Source organism: Curtobacterium sp. 8I-2 (assembly GCF_902506155.1).
Classification (GTDB): domain Bacteria; phylum Actinomycetota; class Actinomycetes; order Actinomycetales; family Microbacteriaceae; genus Curtobacterium; species Curtobacterium poinsettiae.
Window position 1 is genome coordinate 2,680,011 of record NZ_LR732827.1, and the last position, 14,501, is coordinate 2,694,511.

The following is a 14,501-nucleotide window of genomic DNA, read 5'->3' on the forward strand; positions in this document are numbered from 1 at the left end:
CCGGCCGCCGGGCGGGCGTCCGCTACACTCGTCCGGGGCCGTCCGCGGCCCGAGGACACTTCACAACACGACCGAACGGGACACCGACGACTCATGGCCAGTACCACAGACATCAAGAACGGCGCCGTTCTCATCATCGACGGCCAGCTGTGGTCGGTCGTCGAGTTCCAGCACGTCAAGCCGGGCAAGGGCGGCGCGTTCGTCCGCACGAAGCTCAAGAACGTCGTCTCCGGCAAGGTCGTGGACCGCACGTTCAACGCCGGCGCGAAGATCGACACCGCTGTCGTCGACCGTCGTGACTACCAGTTCCTCTACGAGGACGGCGACTCCTACGTGTTCATGGACACCGACACGTACGACCAGATCCCGGTCTCCGCGACCGTGGTCGGCGACGCCAAGAACTACCTGCTCGAGTCCGCGATGGTCACCATCGCCATGAACGAGGGCAACCCGCTGTACGTCGAGCTCCCGACGTCGATCGTCACCGAGGTCGAGACCGAGCCCGGCCTGCAGGGTGACCGTTCGTCCGGTGGCACCAAGGACGCGACCATCATCGCGACCGGTCACCGCATCCAGGTCCCGCTGTACCTGGAGAGCGGCACCCTGGTGAAGATCGACACGCGCGACGGCAGCTTCCTCGGCCGCGTCAACTCCTAGGCGCTGACCGTATGAGTGCTCGTTCGAAGGCCCGCAAGCGCGCCCTCGACATGCTGTACGTCGCCGAGGTGCGCGAGCTGCCGATCGCGGACGTGCTCGCCACCGAGACGGTCCGGCACCTGGACCAGCCGGAGCGTGCCTCCAGCTGGGACTACGCCCGGCAGATCGTCACGGGTGTCGACGACGCCCGTCACGAGATCGACGCCGTGATCGTCGACCACGCCCAGGGCTGGTCGATCGCCCGGATGCCGGTCCTCGACCGCTGCATCCTGCGGATGGCCGTCTGGGAGCTCCGGTTCAACCCCGAGGTCCCCGACGCCGTCGCGATCGCCGAGGCGGTCGAGCTCGCGCAGTCGCTGTCCACCGAGGACTCTGCCGGCTTCGTCAACGGCGTGCTCGGGGCCGTCGCCGGCGGTCGTGCACCGTCTGGTCGGACGGTCGCAGGAGACCAGGAGTCCCGGTAGGGTTGGCCACGTCAGCATCCTTTAATGCCGTCCAGTGAGGCGGGGAAGGGGGTCGACGTGGGAACCAGAACGGTCCTGCAACAGCCCGACATCACGCGTGCCCTGACACGCATCGCGCACGAGATCCTCGAAGCCAACCACGGGGGCTCGGACCTCGTGCTCCTCGGCATCCCGACCCGCGGCGCCGTCCTGGCGGAACGCCTCGGCCGGATCCTGGCCGGCATCGAGCCGGAGTGGTCCTCGGCCGCCGGTGGCATCGGGACGGAGCGTGTCGGCACGCTCGACGTCACCATGCACCGCGACGACCTCGGCCACGGCATCGGTCGAGCCCCGCACCGGACGGTCATCCCCGCCGGTGGCATCGACGGCAAGGTCGTCGTGCTCGTCGACGACGTGCTGTACTCCGGCCGCACCGTCCGCGCCGCGCTCGACGCGCTGCAGGGCATCGGCCGGCCGCGTGCCGTCCGGCTCGCCGTGCTCGTCGACCGCGGCCACCGCGAACTGCCGATCCGCGCGGACCACGTCGGCAAGAACCTGCCCACGGCGTCCGACGAGCGGGTCACCCTGCACCTGGCCGAGACCGACGGCGACGACACCGTGTTCATCGAGCAGGGGGTGGCGTGATGCGGCACCTGCTCTCCACCGCCGACCTGTCCCGCGACCAGGCCGTCCACATCCTCGACGTCGCCGAGGAGATGGCCGAGGTCAACACGCGCGAGGTCCGGAAGCTCCCGGCCCTGCGCGGCAAGACCGTGGTGAACCTGTTCTTCGAGGACTCCACGCGCACGCGCATCTCGTTCGAGGCCGCCGCGAAGCGCCTGTCCGCCGACGTCCTGAACTTCGCCGCGAAGGGCTCGAGCGTCTCGAAGGGCGAATCCCTGAAGGACACCGTGCAGACCCTCGGCGCGATGGGCATCGACGGCATCGTCATGCGCCACGGCGCGTCCGGCGCCCCGCGGGTGCTCGCCGACGCCGACTGGATCGACGTGCCGGTGGTCAACGCCGGCGACGGCACCCACGAGCACCCGACGCAGGCGCTGCTCGACGCCTTCACGATGCGCCGCCGCCTGCACGGCGCCGGTTCGCGCGGCCAGGGCCTCGACGGCGTGCGGGTCCTGATCATCGGCGACGTGCTGCACAGCCGTGTCGCCCGGTCGAACGCCTGGCTGCTCCGCACCCTCGGCGCGAGCGTGACCTTCGCCGCGCCGCCGACCCTGCTGCCCGCCACGACGACACCGTTCGGGGCCGCGGTGCACCACGACCTCGACACCGCCCTGGCCGAGGACCCGGACGTCGTCATGACGCTCCGCATCCAGCAGGAACGCATGAACGACGCCTTCTTCCCGAACCCGCGCGAGTACACGCGGCACTGGGGCCTGACGGCGGCGCGCTTCGGACGGCTGTCCGAGCGCACGCTGATCATGCACCCCGGTCCGATGAACCGCGGGCTCGAGATCGCCGGCGTCGCCGCCGACGACCCCCGCTCGACCGTCGTCGAGCAGGTCGAGAACGGCGTCTCGGTCCGGATGGCCGTCCTCTACCTCGCCCTGACGGGCAGCGCCGGCAACGGCACCGACGCGAAGGAGTCCGCCGCATGACCGCTCACCTGATCCGTGGCGCGCAGCTGGTCGACGGCTCGCGTGCCGACATCCGTCTGGAGGGCCGGCGCATCACCGCGATCGGGTCCGGTCTCGACGCGGCGGGCGCCACCACCGTGGACGCGGACGGGCTCATCGCCCTGCCCGGTCTCGTGGACCTCCACACGCACCTGCGCGAGCCCGGCCACGAGGAGTCCGAGACGGTCCTCACCGGCTCGCGTGCCGCGGCCGCCGGCGGCTTCACCGCCGTGAACGCGATGGCGAACTCGAGCCCGGTCGCCGACACCGCGGGCGTCGTCGAGCAGGTCCAGGCGCTCGGTGACGACGCCGGGTACGTCACGGTCCGCCCGATCGGCGCCGTGTCGCAGGGGCTGCAGGGCACGCACCTGTCCGAGATCGGTGCGATGGCGACCTCGCGGGCGAAGGTCCGGGTGTTCTCGGACGACGGCTCCTGCGTGGCCGACCCGCTGCTCATGCGCCGGGCACTCGAGTACATCAAGGGGTTCGGCGGGGTGCTCGCGCAGCACGCCCAGGAGCCACGCCTGACCATCGGCGCGCAGATGAACGAGGGCCGGCTGTCCTCCGAGCTCGGCCTCGCCGGGTGGCCCGCCGTCGCGGAAGAGGCGATCATCGCCCGCGACGTCCTGCTCGCCGACCACGTCGGGGCGCGGCTGCACGTCTGCCACGTCTCGACGGCCGGCAGCGTCGAGGTGATCCGCTGGGCGAAGTCCCGTGGCATCGACGTCACGGCCGAGGTCACGCCGCACCACCTGGTGCTCACCGAGGACCTCATCGCCGGGCACGACGGCGCCCCCGGGTACGACGCCCGCTACAAGGTGAACCCGCCGCTCCGCGCCCGCGAGGACGTCGAGGCGCTCCGCGCGGCCCTGGCCGACGGCACCATCGACATCGTCGCGACCGACCACGCGCCGCACACCGCCGAGGCGAAGTGCTGCGAGTGGCCGGCCGCCGCGAACGGCATGGTCGGTCTCGAGTCGGCGCTGAGCGTGGTGCAGTCCGCCGTGGTCGACGACGGCCGGCTCGACTGGGCCGACGTCGCCCGGGTGCTGTCCGAGGCGCCGGCGCGGATCGGTCAGGTCGAGGGGCACGGGCAGCGCATCGCCGAGGGCGCGCCCGCCGAGATCACGCTCTACGACCCGTCGGCCAGCCGTGAGTTCGCGGTCACCGACCTCGCCGGCCAGTCGCAGAACTCGCCGTACCTCGGCATGACCCTGCCGGGCCGGGTCGTCGCGACCTTCCACCAGGGGTACGCGACGGTGCTCGACGGCCGGGTCGTCGACGCGGACACGATCGCGGCGCACGCCGCGGCGCTCCGGACAGGGGCGCGCGCATGAGCGGCGACACGCAGCGCTGGCTCCTCGGCGCGGTGATCCTGCTCGCGGTCGCCGCCCTGTTCGTCGCGATGGCGCGCACCTGGCGGACGCGGACCAGGAAGCAGGCGGAAGCCGTGCCTCCGGTCCGGGTGCCGGCCGACCTGGCACCGGCGGTCGGGTCGTGGGACGGGTTCACCGTCGCGACGACCCGCGCCGACCAGCCGTTGGAACGCATCACCGCAGGCGGCCTCGGGTTCCGCGGCCGCGGCGGGGTGACGGTCCACGCGACCGGCGTGGTGATGCGCCTCGCCGGTACCGACGACCGCTGGATCGCGCGTGACGCGGTCCGCGGCGCCGACCGCTCCACGTGGGCGATCGACCGAGTGGTCGAACCCGGGGGACTGGTCCGTCTGCGATGGACGGCGACCGGCGCCGCAGGTGCGACGGACCTGGACACCTACTTCCGGTTCCCGGAGGGCGACGCAGCCGCGCTGCACGCCCTGCAGGGACTGACCGAGACCGGGCCGCAGGCGACTGCGGCCGATGCTCCGCGAACCGCGGGCGAAGGGAAGAAAGCATGACACGCGAACGGGCCGTCCTGGTCCTCGAAGACGGCACCCGGTACGACGGCTGGGCCTACGGCGCCCGTGGGCGCACGCTCGGCGAGGTGGTCTTCGCGACCGGCATGACCGGCTACCAGGAGACGCTGACCGACCCCTCCTACGCCGGGCAGATCGTGGTGCAGACCGCGCCGCACATCGGCAACACGGGGGTGAACGACGAGGACCCCGAGTCCCGTCGCATCTGGGTCGCCGGGTACGTGGTGCGCGACCCCAGCCGCGTGGTGTCGAACCACCGCGCGAACGCCACGCTCGACGACCACCTGGTGCGCGACGGGATCGTCGGCATCGCAGGGATCGACACCCGCGCCCTCACCCGCCGCATCCGCGACGCCGGCGCCATGAAGGGCGGCGTCTTCAGCGGCGCCGACGCGGCACTGCCGGAGTCGGAGCAGCTGGACGCCGTGCGGTCGCAGGCCACCATGGCGGGCGCGAGCTTCTCGTCGCTGGTGTCCACCCCGGAGACGTACGTGGTGTCGGCCGAAGGTGAGCAGATCGGCACCCTGGCCGTCCTCGACCTCGGTGTGAAGGCGTCGACCACCCGGTACCTCGCCGCCCGCGGCTTCGAGGTGCACGTCGTGCCGCAGGACATCTCCGCCGAGGAGCTGGAAGCCCTCGCACCGGATGCCCTCTTCTACTCGAACGGCCCCGGTGACCCCGCCGCCTCGGACGCGCAGGTCGAACTGCTGCAGGGCAGCCTGCGCACCGGCCGGCCGTTCTTCGGCATCTGCTTCGGCAACCAGCTGCTCGGCCGTGCCCTGGGCTTCGGCACCTACAAGCTGCCCTTCGGCCACCGCGGCATCAACCAGCCGGTGCTCGACACGACCACGGGCAAGGTCGAGATCACGAGCCAGAACCACGGCTTCGCGGTCGACGCGCCCCTGGGCGAGGTCATCGAGTCGCCGGCCGGGTTCGGTCGGGTCGAGGTCTCGCACTACTCGCTGAACGACGACGTGGTCGAGGGCCTCCGAGCGCTCGACGTGCCGGCGTTCAGCGTGCAGTACCACCCCGAGGCCGCCGCCGGGCCGCACGACAGCATGTACCTCTTCGACCGGTTCGCGGACATGGTGCGCGAGCGTCGCGACGGTGAGCCGCTCGACGCGGCCACCGCCGACGCCACGACCCCAGCAGCAGAAATCACCAAGGAAGCGAACTGATGCCCAAGCGCGCAGACATCAACTCCGTCCTCGTCATCGGTTCCGGCCCGATCGTCATCGGTCAGGCCGCCGAGTTCGACTACTCCGGCACCCAGGCGTGCCGCGTCCTGCGGGCCGAGGGCGTCCGGGTCATCCTCGTCAACCCGAACCCGGCGACGATCATGACCGACCCCGACTTCGCCGACGCGACCTACATCGAGCCGATCACGAACGCGTCGCTCGAGGAGATCATCCGCATCGAGAAGCCGGACGCCGTCCTGCCGACCCTCGGTGGTCAGACGGCCCTGAACGCGGCCATCGCGCTCGACGAGGCCGGCATCCTCGCCAAGCACGGCGTCGAGCTCATCGGCGCCAAGGTCGAGGCGATCCAGCGCGGCGAGGACCGCCAGCTCTTCAAGGAGCTCGTGCTCGAGTCCGGTGCCGACGTCGCCCGCAGCCACATCGCGCACACCTTGGAAGAGGCGAAGGAGTTCGCGAAGGACCTCGGGTACCCGCTCGTCGTCCGCCCGTCCTTCACCATGGGCGGCCTCGGCTCGGGCTTCGCCTACAACGAGGCCGAACTCGTCCGCTTCGTCGGCGACGGGCTGCAGTCCAGCCCGACGACCGAGGTCCTGCTCGAGGAGTCCATCCTCGGCTGGAAGGAGTACGAGCTCGAGCTGATGCGCGACAACTACGACAACACGGTCGTCATCTGCTCCATCGAGAACGTCGACCCGGTCGGTGTCCACACCGGTGACTCGATCACGGTCGCCCCCGCGCTGACCCTGACCGACCGCGAGTACCAGAACATGCGGAACATCGGCATCGACATCATCCGTCGCGTCGGCGTCGACACCGGTGGCTGCAACATCCAGTTCGCCGTCGACCCGTCCAACGGCCGCGTCATCGTCATCGAGATGAACCCCCGCGTGTCCCGCTCGTCGGCCCTGGCGTCGAAGGCCACGGGGTTCCCGATCGCGAAGATCGCCGCGAAGCTCGCGATCGGCTACCGGCTCGACGAGATCGAGAACGACATCACGAAGGTCACCCCGGCGAGCTTCGAGCCGACGCTCGACTACGTGGTCGTGAAGACCCCGCGGTTCGCGTTCGAGAAGTTCCCGGCCGCCGACGCCACCCTGACCACCACTATGAAGAGCGTCGGCGAGGCGATGGCCATCGGCCGGAACTACGCCACGGCGCTGCAGAAGTCGCTGCGCTCGCTCGAGAAGCGCGGGTCGAGCTTCCACTGGGACACCCCGGCGTCCGAGCTCGACAAGGACGCCCTGCTGGCGAAGTCGTCGATCCCGACCGACGGCCGCATCGTCACGGTCCAGCAGGCCCTGGTCGCGGGTGCCACCGCGGACGAGGTCTTCGAGGCCACCAAGATCGACCCCTGGTTCATCGACCAGATCGTGCTCATCAACGAGGTCGCGGACGAGGTCCGTGCCGCGGAGACCCTCGACGCGGACACGATGCGCTGGGCGAAGGAGCACGGCTTCAGCGACACCCAGATCGCGAGCCTGCGCAGCACGGACGCGGCACCGGTCTCCGAGCAGCAGGTCCGTGACGAGCGGCACGCCCAGGGCATCCGACCGGTCTTCAAGACGGTCGACACCTGTGCCGGCGAGTTCCCGGCCCTGACGCCGTACCACTACTCGTCGTACGACACCGAGACCGAGATCACGCCGAGCGACCGCAAGAAGGTCGTCATCCTCGGTTCCGGTCCGAACCGCATCGGGCAGGGCGTCGAGTTCGACTACTCCTGCGTGCACGCGTCCTTCGCGCTGAGCGCCGCCGGGTTCGAGACGATCATGATCAACTGCAACCCCGAGACCGTGTCAACCGACTACGACACCTCGGACCGCCTGTACTTCGAGCCGCTCACGGCCGAGGACGTCCTCGAGGTCATCGAGGCCGAGGCGGCGTCCGGCGAACTCGTCGGTGTCGTCGTGCAGCTCGGTGGTCAGACCGCACTGGGCCTGGCGAAACCGCTCGAGGCCGCCGGGATCCCGATCCTCGGCACCAGCCCCACCGCGATCGACTCGGCCGAGGAGCGCGGGCAGTTCTCCGCCATCCTCGACGCGGCCGGGCTGCTCGCACCGCGGAACGGCACGGCCCACGACCTGACGAGCGCCACCACGGTCGCCGAGGAGATCGGGTACCCGGTCCTCGTCCGCCCGTCGTTCGTGCTCGGCGGCCGCGGCATGGAGATCCTGTACGACTCCCCGTCGCTCGCGGACTACTTCGACCGGATGGCCGACCAGGCGATCATCGGCCCGGAGCTCCCGCTGCTGGTCGACCGGTTCCTGGACGACGCGGTGGAGATCGACGTCGACGCGCTCTTCGACGGCGAGCGGCTCTACATCGGCGGCATCATGGAGCACCTCGAAGAGGCCGGCATCCACTCCGGCGACTCGGCGTGCACCCTGCCCCCGGTCGGTCTCGGCCGCGCGGAGATCCAGGGCGTCGTCGACGCGACCGAGAAGATCGCCCGCGGCATCGGCGTGCAGGGCCTGCTCAACGTCCAGTTCGCCATCGGCGCCGGCGTGCTCTACGTCCTCGAGGCGAACCCGCGCGCCAGCCGCACGGTGCCCTTCGTGTCGAAGGCGCTCGGCATCCCGCTGGCGAAGGCCGCGTCCCGCATCATGACCGGCACCACGGTCGCCGAGCTCGTGGCCGAGGGCATGCTGCCCGAGCGCGACGGTGCCTTCGTGCCCGCGCAGTCGCCGGTCGCCGTCAAGGAAGCCGTGCTGCCCTTCCGGCGCTTCCGCACCCGCGAGGGCCAGGTCGTCGACTCGGTGCTCAGCCCCGAGATGCGCTCCACCGGCGAGGTCATGGGCATCGACCGCGACTTCCCGCGGGCCTTCCTCAAGTCGCAGGACGCCGCGTACGGCGGCCTGCCGACCAGCGGCACGGTCTTCGTGAGCGTCGCCGACACCGACAAGCGCGCGATCGTGCTGCCGGTGCACCGCCTGCAGCAGCTCGGCTTCACGATCATCGCGACCGAGGGCACGGCGGAGATCCTCCGGCGCAACGGCATCGAGGTCGGCATCGTCGGCAAGTACAGCCAGGGTGGCGAGAGCGTCGTCGACCTGCTGGCCACCGGCGAGGTCGACATCGTCATCAACACGCCGTCCGGTGCTGCCGGTCGTGCGGACGGGTACGAGATCCGTGCGGCCACGGTCGCGGCGGACAAGCCGCTGTTCACGACGATCGCGCAGATCGGTGCGGCCGTCGCGGCGATCGAGACGATCGGTTCGCCGCTCAACGTCCGCAGCCTGCAGGACTACGCGCTCGAGCGCGCCACCTGGTGACGGCTGCCAGCGTGGGCACGAACCGGTCAGGAGGCCCGGCCTCCTTCGGTGACCGACTCGCGTCCGCCGTGCGCGAGCGTTCACCGCTCTGCGTCGGCATCGACCCCCACGCCGCCACCCTGGCGGCGTGGGGGCTCGGCCGCGACGAGCAGGGCCTTGCCGCATTCGGCGCGGCCCTGGTCGACGCGGCTGCCGGCCGCGCGGCGATCGTGAAGCCGCAGGTCGCCTTCTTCGAGGCGGCGGGGGTGGCGGGCTACCGCGCGCTCGACGCGACGATCCGTCGGGCACGCGATGCGGGCCTCCTGGTCGTCGCCGACGTGAAGCGGGGCGACATCGGGACGACCGGTGACGACTACGCGCTGGCGTGGCTGGACCGCGACGGGCCGTTCGCGGCCGACGCGATGACGGTGTCGCCGTACCTCGGGTACGGCTCGCTCCGGGGCACGATCGACGTCGCGCGCCGGAACGGTGCGGGGGTCTTCGTGCTCGCGGCGACGAGCAACCCCGAGGCCCGGGTGCTACAGACCGCGGTGCTGGCCGAGGGACCGCGTACCGGCCGGACGGTCGCGGCCGGTATCGTCTTGGACGTGGCAGACGACAACCGGTCCGTGGGCGATCAGGCCCTGGGCGACGTCGGGCTCGTGCTCGGCGCGACCCTTCGACTCGACGACTTCGGCATCGACGCGGACGCGATCGGCTCCGCGCCGGTCCTCGCCCCGGGCTTCGGCGCCCAGGGGGCCCGCATCGAGGACCTCCGGGCGCTGTACGGCGCCCGTGCCGAGCAGGTGCTCGTGAGCGAGTCGCGCGGCCTGCTGACCGACGGTCCGGACGGGGTCGCGGCCCTCGTCGCCGACCGCGCCGACCGCATCCGCACGGCACTGGCGGCGGCAGCGTGACCGACGCGCCCGAGGGCCTGCCCGCGCACCGCACCCCGCCAGAGGTGGACCGCGTCGCCGCGGCGAAGGCCGCCGTCGCCGCGCGACGCGCCCGGGCTGCGGTGAAGGCGGCGATCGCGTCGGGGGAGCGCTCCGCACTCGACGTCGCCCGTGCCGCGTGGGACGACTCGCTGGTCGAGACGACCTCGGCCGAGCGTTCGCTGCGGGTCCGCGACCTGCTCGTCAGCCTGCCGGGCATCGGCCCCGCACGAGCCGAGGCGATCATGGGGACCCTGCGGATCGCACCGTCGAAGCGCCTCGGTGGCCTCGGCACCCGGCAGCGGACCGCGCTGGCGGACTGGCTCGCCGCGCGCGGTCGCAAGCGTGGTGCCTCGAAGCTCGTCGTGCTCGCCGGACCCACCGCGGTCGGCAAGGGCACGGTGAGCGCGCACATCCGACAGCAGTACCCGGACGTCAACCTCAGCGTCTCCGCCACCACCCGGAAGCCCCGCCCCGGCGAGGTCGACGGTGTGCACTACTACTTCGTGGACGACGCCGAGTTCGACCGGATGATCCGCGACCGCGAGCTGCTCGAGTGGGCGACCGTCCACAACTCGTACCGCTACGGCACCCCGCGGCCGCCGATCGACCGTGCGCTCGACGCCGGCGAGAAGGTCATGCTCGAGATCGACCTGCAGGGCGCACGACAGGTCCGCGACGCCATGCCCGAGGCCGTGCTGGTGTTCCTGCTGCCCCCGACGTGGGAGGAACTGGTGCGCCGGCTCATCGGCCGTGGCACCGAATCCGCGGATGAACAGGCGCGTCGTCTCGAGACCGCGAAGGTCGAGCTGGCCGCCCAGGACGAGTTCGACGTGCGGATCGTGAACTCCGATGTCGGCACCGCGGCACGTGAGGTCGTAGACTTGTTCTCTGCGCCCTGACGGGTGCACTGACTTCGAGGAGACACCATGGCCAACCCCCAGGGCATCATCGACCCGCCCATCGACGACCTGCTCAGCAAGGTCGAGTCGAAGTACGCGCTCGTCATCTTCGCGTCGAAGCGCGCCCGCCAGATCAACGACTACTACGCCGACCTGCACGAGGGCTCGCTGTTCGACAACGTCGGCCCGCTCGTCGACTCGACGATCGACGACAAGCCGCTGTCCGTCGCGCTCCACGAGATCAACGAGGACAAGCTCACCGTCACCAAGCAGCAGCAGCCCACCGACTGATCCCGGTGACTGCAGCTGCTCTCCGCCTCTTCACGTCCGAGTCGGTGACCGAGGGGCACCCCGACAAGATCTGCGACCAGATCTCGGACAGCATCCTCGACGCGCTGCTCACGGTCGACCCGAACGCGCGCGTCGCCGTCGAGACGATGGTGACCACCGGGCTCGTGCACGTCGCCGGCGAGGTCACGACCTCCGGCTACGTCGAGATCCCGAAGCTCGTGCGTGACGTCATCACCGGCATCGGCTACAACTCGTCGGACGTCTCGTTCGACGGCGCCACCTGCGGTGTCGAGGTCTCGATCGGTGCGCAGTCGCCCGACATCGCGCAGGGTGTGGACGAGTCGCTCGACTCCCGCACCGGTGCGGTCGATCCGCTCGACCGTCAGGGCGCCGGCGACCAGGGCATCATGTTCGGCTTCGCGACGAACGAGACCCCCGAGTACATGCCGGTCGCGATCTGGCTGGCGCACCGTCTCGCCGAGCGCCTGGCCGCGGTCCGCAAGTCGGGCGAGCTGTCGTTCCTGCGTCCCGACGGCAAGACCCAGGTCACCGTCGGGTACGACGGCGTCGTGCCGAAGACCGTCGAGACCGTCGTGCTCTCCACGCAGCACTCGCCGAGCGTCACGCTCGACGAGCTCACCGCCGCGATCACCGAGCACGTGATCCGTCCGGTCCTCGACCTCGTCGACCTCGACTCCTCGCACGTCGACGTCATCGTCAACCCGACCGGTCGCTTCGAGATCGGTGGACCCCAGGGCGACGCCGGACTCACCGGCCGCAAGGTGATCGTCGACACGTACGGCGGGGCCTCCCGTCACGGTGGCGGCGCGTTCAGCGGCAAGGACCCGTCGAAGGTCGACCGTTCGGCCGCCTACGCGCTGCGCTGGGTCGCCAAGAACGCGGTCGCCGCGGGGCTCGCCGACCGGCTCGAGGTGCAGGTCGCGTACGCGATCGGCCGCGCGAAGCCCGTCGGGCTCTACGTCGAGACCTTCGGCACCGGACACGTCGACGACGCCACGATCGAAGCCGCCATCCGCCAGGTGTTCGACCTGCGTCCGGCCGCGATCATCCGCGACCTCGACCTGCTCCGACCGATCTACGCGCAGACCGCGACCTACGGCCACTTCGGCCGCGAGCTCCCCGGGTTCACGTGGGAGCAGCTCGACCGTGTCGAGGAACTCCGCGCTGCCGCAGGACTCGTCGCCGCGACCGTCTGAAGCACCGCGTGACCACCGTCGCGCGCGTCGTCCTCGACTCGCCGCTCCCGCAGTTGGACCGTCTGTTCGACTACCGGGTGCCGGCCGAGCTCGAGGACGACTGCGTCGCGGGGGTCCGCGTCAAGGTGCCGCTGCGCACCGGGGCGCGGATGTCCGACGGGTACGTGGTCGAGATCGTCACCGAGGGTGAGTACCCCGGTGAGCTCAGCCAGATCGAGGCCGTGCTGTCCCCGGTGCCCGTCCTGGCGCCGGAGATCTGGACCCTGGCGCGCGCCGTCGCGGACCGGGCGGCGGGCGTCGCCTCCGACGTCCTGCGCCTCGCCGTACCACCGCGTCAGGTGCGCGCCGAGAAGGCCTGGCTCGCCCGTGACACCGCGTGGTCGCCCCCGCCGGTGACCGCTCCGCCCGTCACCGGCTACGCCGACGGCGTCCTGGAGGCCGTGGTGACGGAGCACGGACGTGCTGCGGTCGCCGCCGTGCCCCAGCCCGTGGCGGTGGGTGACGCGGACGCGCCGGTCTGGGTGCCCGGATGGGCTGCGACGCTCGCCCAGGCCGCGGCGCACACGCTGGCGGCCGAGCAGTCCGCGGTGGTCGCCGTGCCGGACTTCCGCGACGTCATCGACCTCGAGCGCGCCCTGCTCGCCGTGCTGCCGCCGGAGCGGGTGGTGCGGTTCGACGCGAAGCAGACGAACGGGCAGCGTGCGAAGGCCCTGCTGCAGGCCCGCACGCACTCGGTGGTCGCGATCGGGAACCGCACGGCGATGTACGCGCCGGCGACGGAGCTCGGGCTGATCGCGATGTGGGACGACGGCGACGCCTCGTTCATCGAGCAGCGGGCGCCCTACGTGCACACGCGCGACGTCGCCCTGGTGCGGGCGGCCCAGTCCGGTGCCGCGCTGCTGTTCGTCTCGCACGCGCGCAGCACCGACGTGCAACGCCTGGTCGAGCTGCACTGGCTGCAGGACGTCGTCCCGTACCGCGTGAAGACCCCGAAGGTCATCCCCACCGTGCAGCAGACCGGGGCCGAGGGCTTCGCCGCCCAGGCGCGCATCCCGAGTTCGGCCTGGCGCGCCGCGCGCGAGGCGAGCCAGCACGGAGCCGTCCTGGTGCAGGTCGCCAGCCCGGGCTTCGGCACCGGCCTGGTCTGCGCCGAGTGCGGCGAACGGGCGCACTGCCGGGTCTGCGGCGGCCCGCTCGGCAGCCCCCACCGGGGCGCCACCCCCCAGTGCCGGTTCTGCGGTGCCCTGGCCGTCGGGTTCCGCTGCCCGACGTGCGGCAACGGCACCGTCAAGCCGGTCGGCCAGGGCGCACAGCGCACCGCGGAGGAGCTCGGGCGTGCGTTCCCCGGCACCCGGATCATCGTCGCTGACGGATCCCGTCCGCTCGACGAGGTCCCCGCCAAGCCGTCGGTCGTCGTCGCCACCCGCGGGGCGGAACCCTCGGTGCCCGGCGGTTACGCCTGCGTGCTGCTGCTCGACGGCGAGAAGATGCTCGCCCGCGAAGGGCTGCGCGTGCAGGAGGACGTGCTGCGCTTCTGGACGAACGCGGCGGCGAAGTCGGCCCCCGGCGCCGAGGTGTACCTGGTCGGGATCGGTGGGCGTCTGGCGTCTGCGATGGCCCTGTGGCGGCTCGACGGACCCGCGCACGACGAACTCACCGACCGCCGTGAACTCCACTTCCCGCCGGCCGTCCGGGTGGCGACGATGACCGGCACCGACGAGGCCGTCACCGCTGCGGTCGAGGCCCTGGGCGACGCGGTCGTCGGTCCGGTGCTCGGCCCGGTCCCCGTCGAGGACGACGCTCTGCCGGGCACGGTCCGGGCGATCGTGCGGTTCCCGTACGCCCACGGTGCCGAGGTCGCGGCGACGCTCAAGGCCGAGGTCATCCGGCGTTCGTCGACCCGGCGGGTGCTCAAGGGCGGCAACCGCCGACGGGCCGCTCCGACGCTGCGGGTGCGGCTCGACGACGCCGAACCGTTCTCCGAGGTCTGAGCCCGGCCGACCGGGTGGGCACGACTGGGTGGCCCCGACGCAGAACGACACCGCCGACGTCGT

The 14,501-nt window shown here is 71.6% G+C and carries 13 protein-coding genes; all 13 read left to right on the forward strand.

Going from position 1 to position 14,501, the window contains the following annotated elements; all coding sequences use genetic code 11:
- The first annotated feature begins 93 nt into the window (after positions 1-93).
- The 13 genes from efp to BOSE127_RS16450 are packed head-to-tail and all read left to right on the forward strand — an operon-like array spanning position 94 to position 14,438.
- On the forward strand, positions 94-657 hold the full coding sequence (efp, locus tag BOSE127_RS16390) for an elongation factor P (protein ID WP_017887175.1): 564 nt from the start codon (positions 94-96) through the stop codon (positions 655-657).
- 11 nt (positions 658-668) lie between these two features.
- Positions 669-1,121, forward strand: coding sequence for a transcription antitermination factor NusB (gene nusB, locus BOSE127_RS16395; RefSeq protein WP_017887176.1), 453 nt, complete (start codon positions 669-671; stop codon positions 1,119-1,121).
- Between the two features lie 24 nt (positions 1,122-1,145).
- Positions 1,146-1,745, forward strand: coding sequence for a bifunctional pyr operon transcriptional regulator/uracil phosphoribosyltransferase PyrR (gene pyrR / locus BOSE127_RS16400; protein ID WP_017887177.1), 600 nt, complete (start codon positions 1,146-1,148; stop codon positions 1,743-1,745).
- Positions 1,745-2,719 (forward strand): aspartate carbamoyltransferase catalytic subunit, encoded by a 975-nt coding sequence (locus tag BOSE127_RS16405; protein ID WP_140448093.1) that lies wholly within the window; start codon positions 1,745-1,747, stop codon positions 2,717-2,719. The genes pyrR and BOSE127_RS16405 overlap by 1 nt, the downstream gene beginning before the upstream one ends.
- Positions 2,716-4,074 (forward strand): dihydroorotase, encoded by a 1,359-nt coding sequence (locus BOSE127_RS16410; RefSeq protein WP_056068790.1) that lies wholly within the window; start codon positions 2,716-2,718, stop codon positions 4,072-4,074. Before BOSE127_RS16405 ends, BOSE127_RS16410 begins: the two co-directional genes overlap by 4 nt.
- A complete protein-coding gene (locus tag BOSE127_RS16415) occupies positions 4,071-4,634 on the forward strand; it encodes a PH-like domain-containing protein (protein ID WP_042540296.1) in 564 nt (187 codons plus the stop codon). The genes BOSE127_RS16410 and BOSE127_RS16415 overlap by 4 nt, the downstream gene beginning before the upstream one ends.
- Positions 4,631-5,830 carry a glutamine-hydrolyzing carbamoyl-phosphate synthase small subunit gene (gene carA, locus BOSE127_RS16420; protein ID WP_159558023.1) on the forward strand — a complete coding sequence of 400 codons (1,200 nt, stop codon included), beginning with the start codon at positions 4,631-4,633 and terminating at the stop codon, positions 5,828-5,830. Before BOSE127_RS16415 ends, carA begins: the two co-directional genes overlap by 4 nt.
- Complete coding sequence (gene carB / locus BOSE127_RS16425) at positions 5,830-9,123, forward strand: carbamoyl-phosphate synthase large subunit (protein ID WP_042540292.1); 3,294 nt, start codon at positions 5,830-5,832, stop codon at positions 9,121-9,123. The genes carA and carB overlap by 1 nt, the downstream gene beginning before the upstream one ends.
- An 11-nt stretch (positions 9,124-9,134) precedes the next feature.
- Positions 9,135-10,019: an orotidine-5'-phosphate decarboxylase gene (gene pyrF, locus BOSE127_RS16430; RefSeq protein ID WP_231564113.1), complete on the forward strand. Its 885-nt coding sequence runs from the start codon at positions 9,135-9,137 to the stop codon at positions 10,017-10,019.
- Positions 10,016-10,939 carry a guanylate kinase gene (gmk, locus tag BOSE127_RS16435; protein WP_017887185.1) on the forward strand — a complete coding sequence of 308 codons (924 nt, stop codon included), beginning with the start codon at positions 10,016-10,018 and terminating at the stop codon, positions 10,937-10,939. The genes pyrF and gmk overlap by 4 nt, the downstream gene beginning before the upstream one ends.
- 27 nt (positions 10,940-10,966) lie before the next feature.
- The gene (gene rpoZ / locus BOSE127_RS16440; protein ID WP_017887186.1) at positions 10,967-11,230 is read left to right on the forward strand and encodes a DNA-directed RNA polymerase subunit omega; all 264 of its coding nucleotides are present in this window, start codon (positions 10,967-10,969) and stop codon (positions 11,228-11,230) included.
- A 5-nt stretch (positions 11,231-11,235) separates the two neighbouring features.
- Positions 11,236-12,447, forward strand: coding sequence for a methionine adenosyltransferase (gene metK, locus BOSE127_RS16445; RefSeq protein WP_017887187.1), 1,212 nt, complete (start codon positions 11,236-11,238; stop codon positions 12,445-12,447).
- Between the two features lie 8 nt (positions 12,448-12,455).
- Positions 12,456-14,438: a primosomal protein N' gene (locus BOSE127_RS16450; protein ID WP_159558025.1), complete on the forward strand. Its 1,983-nt coding sequence runs from the start codon at positions 12,456-12,458 to the stop codon at positions 14,436-14,438.
- Positions 14,439-14,501: the final 63 nt, after the last annotated feature.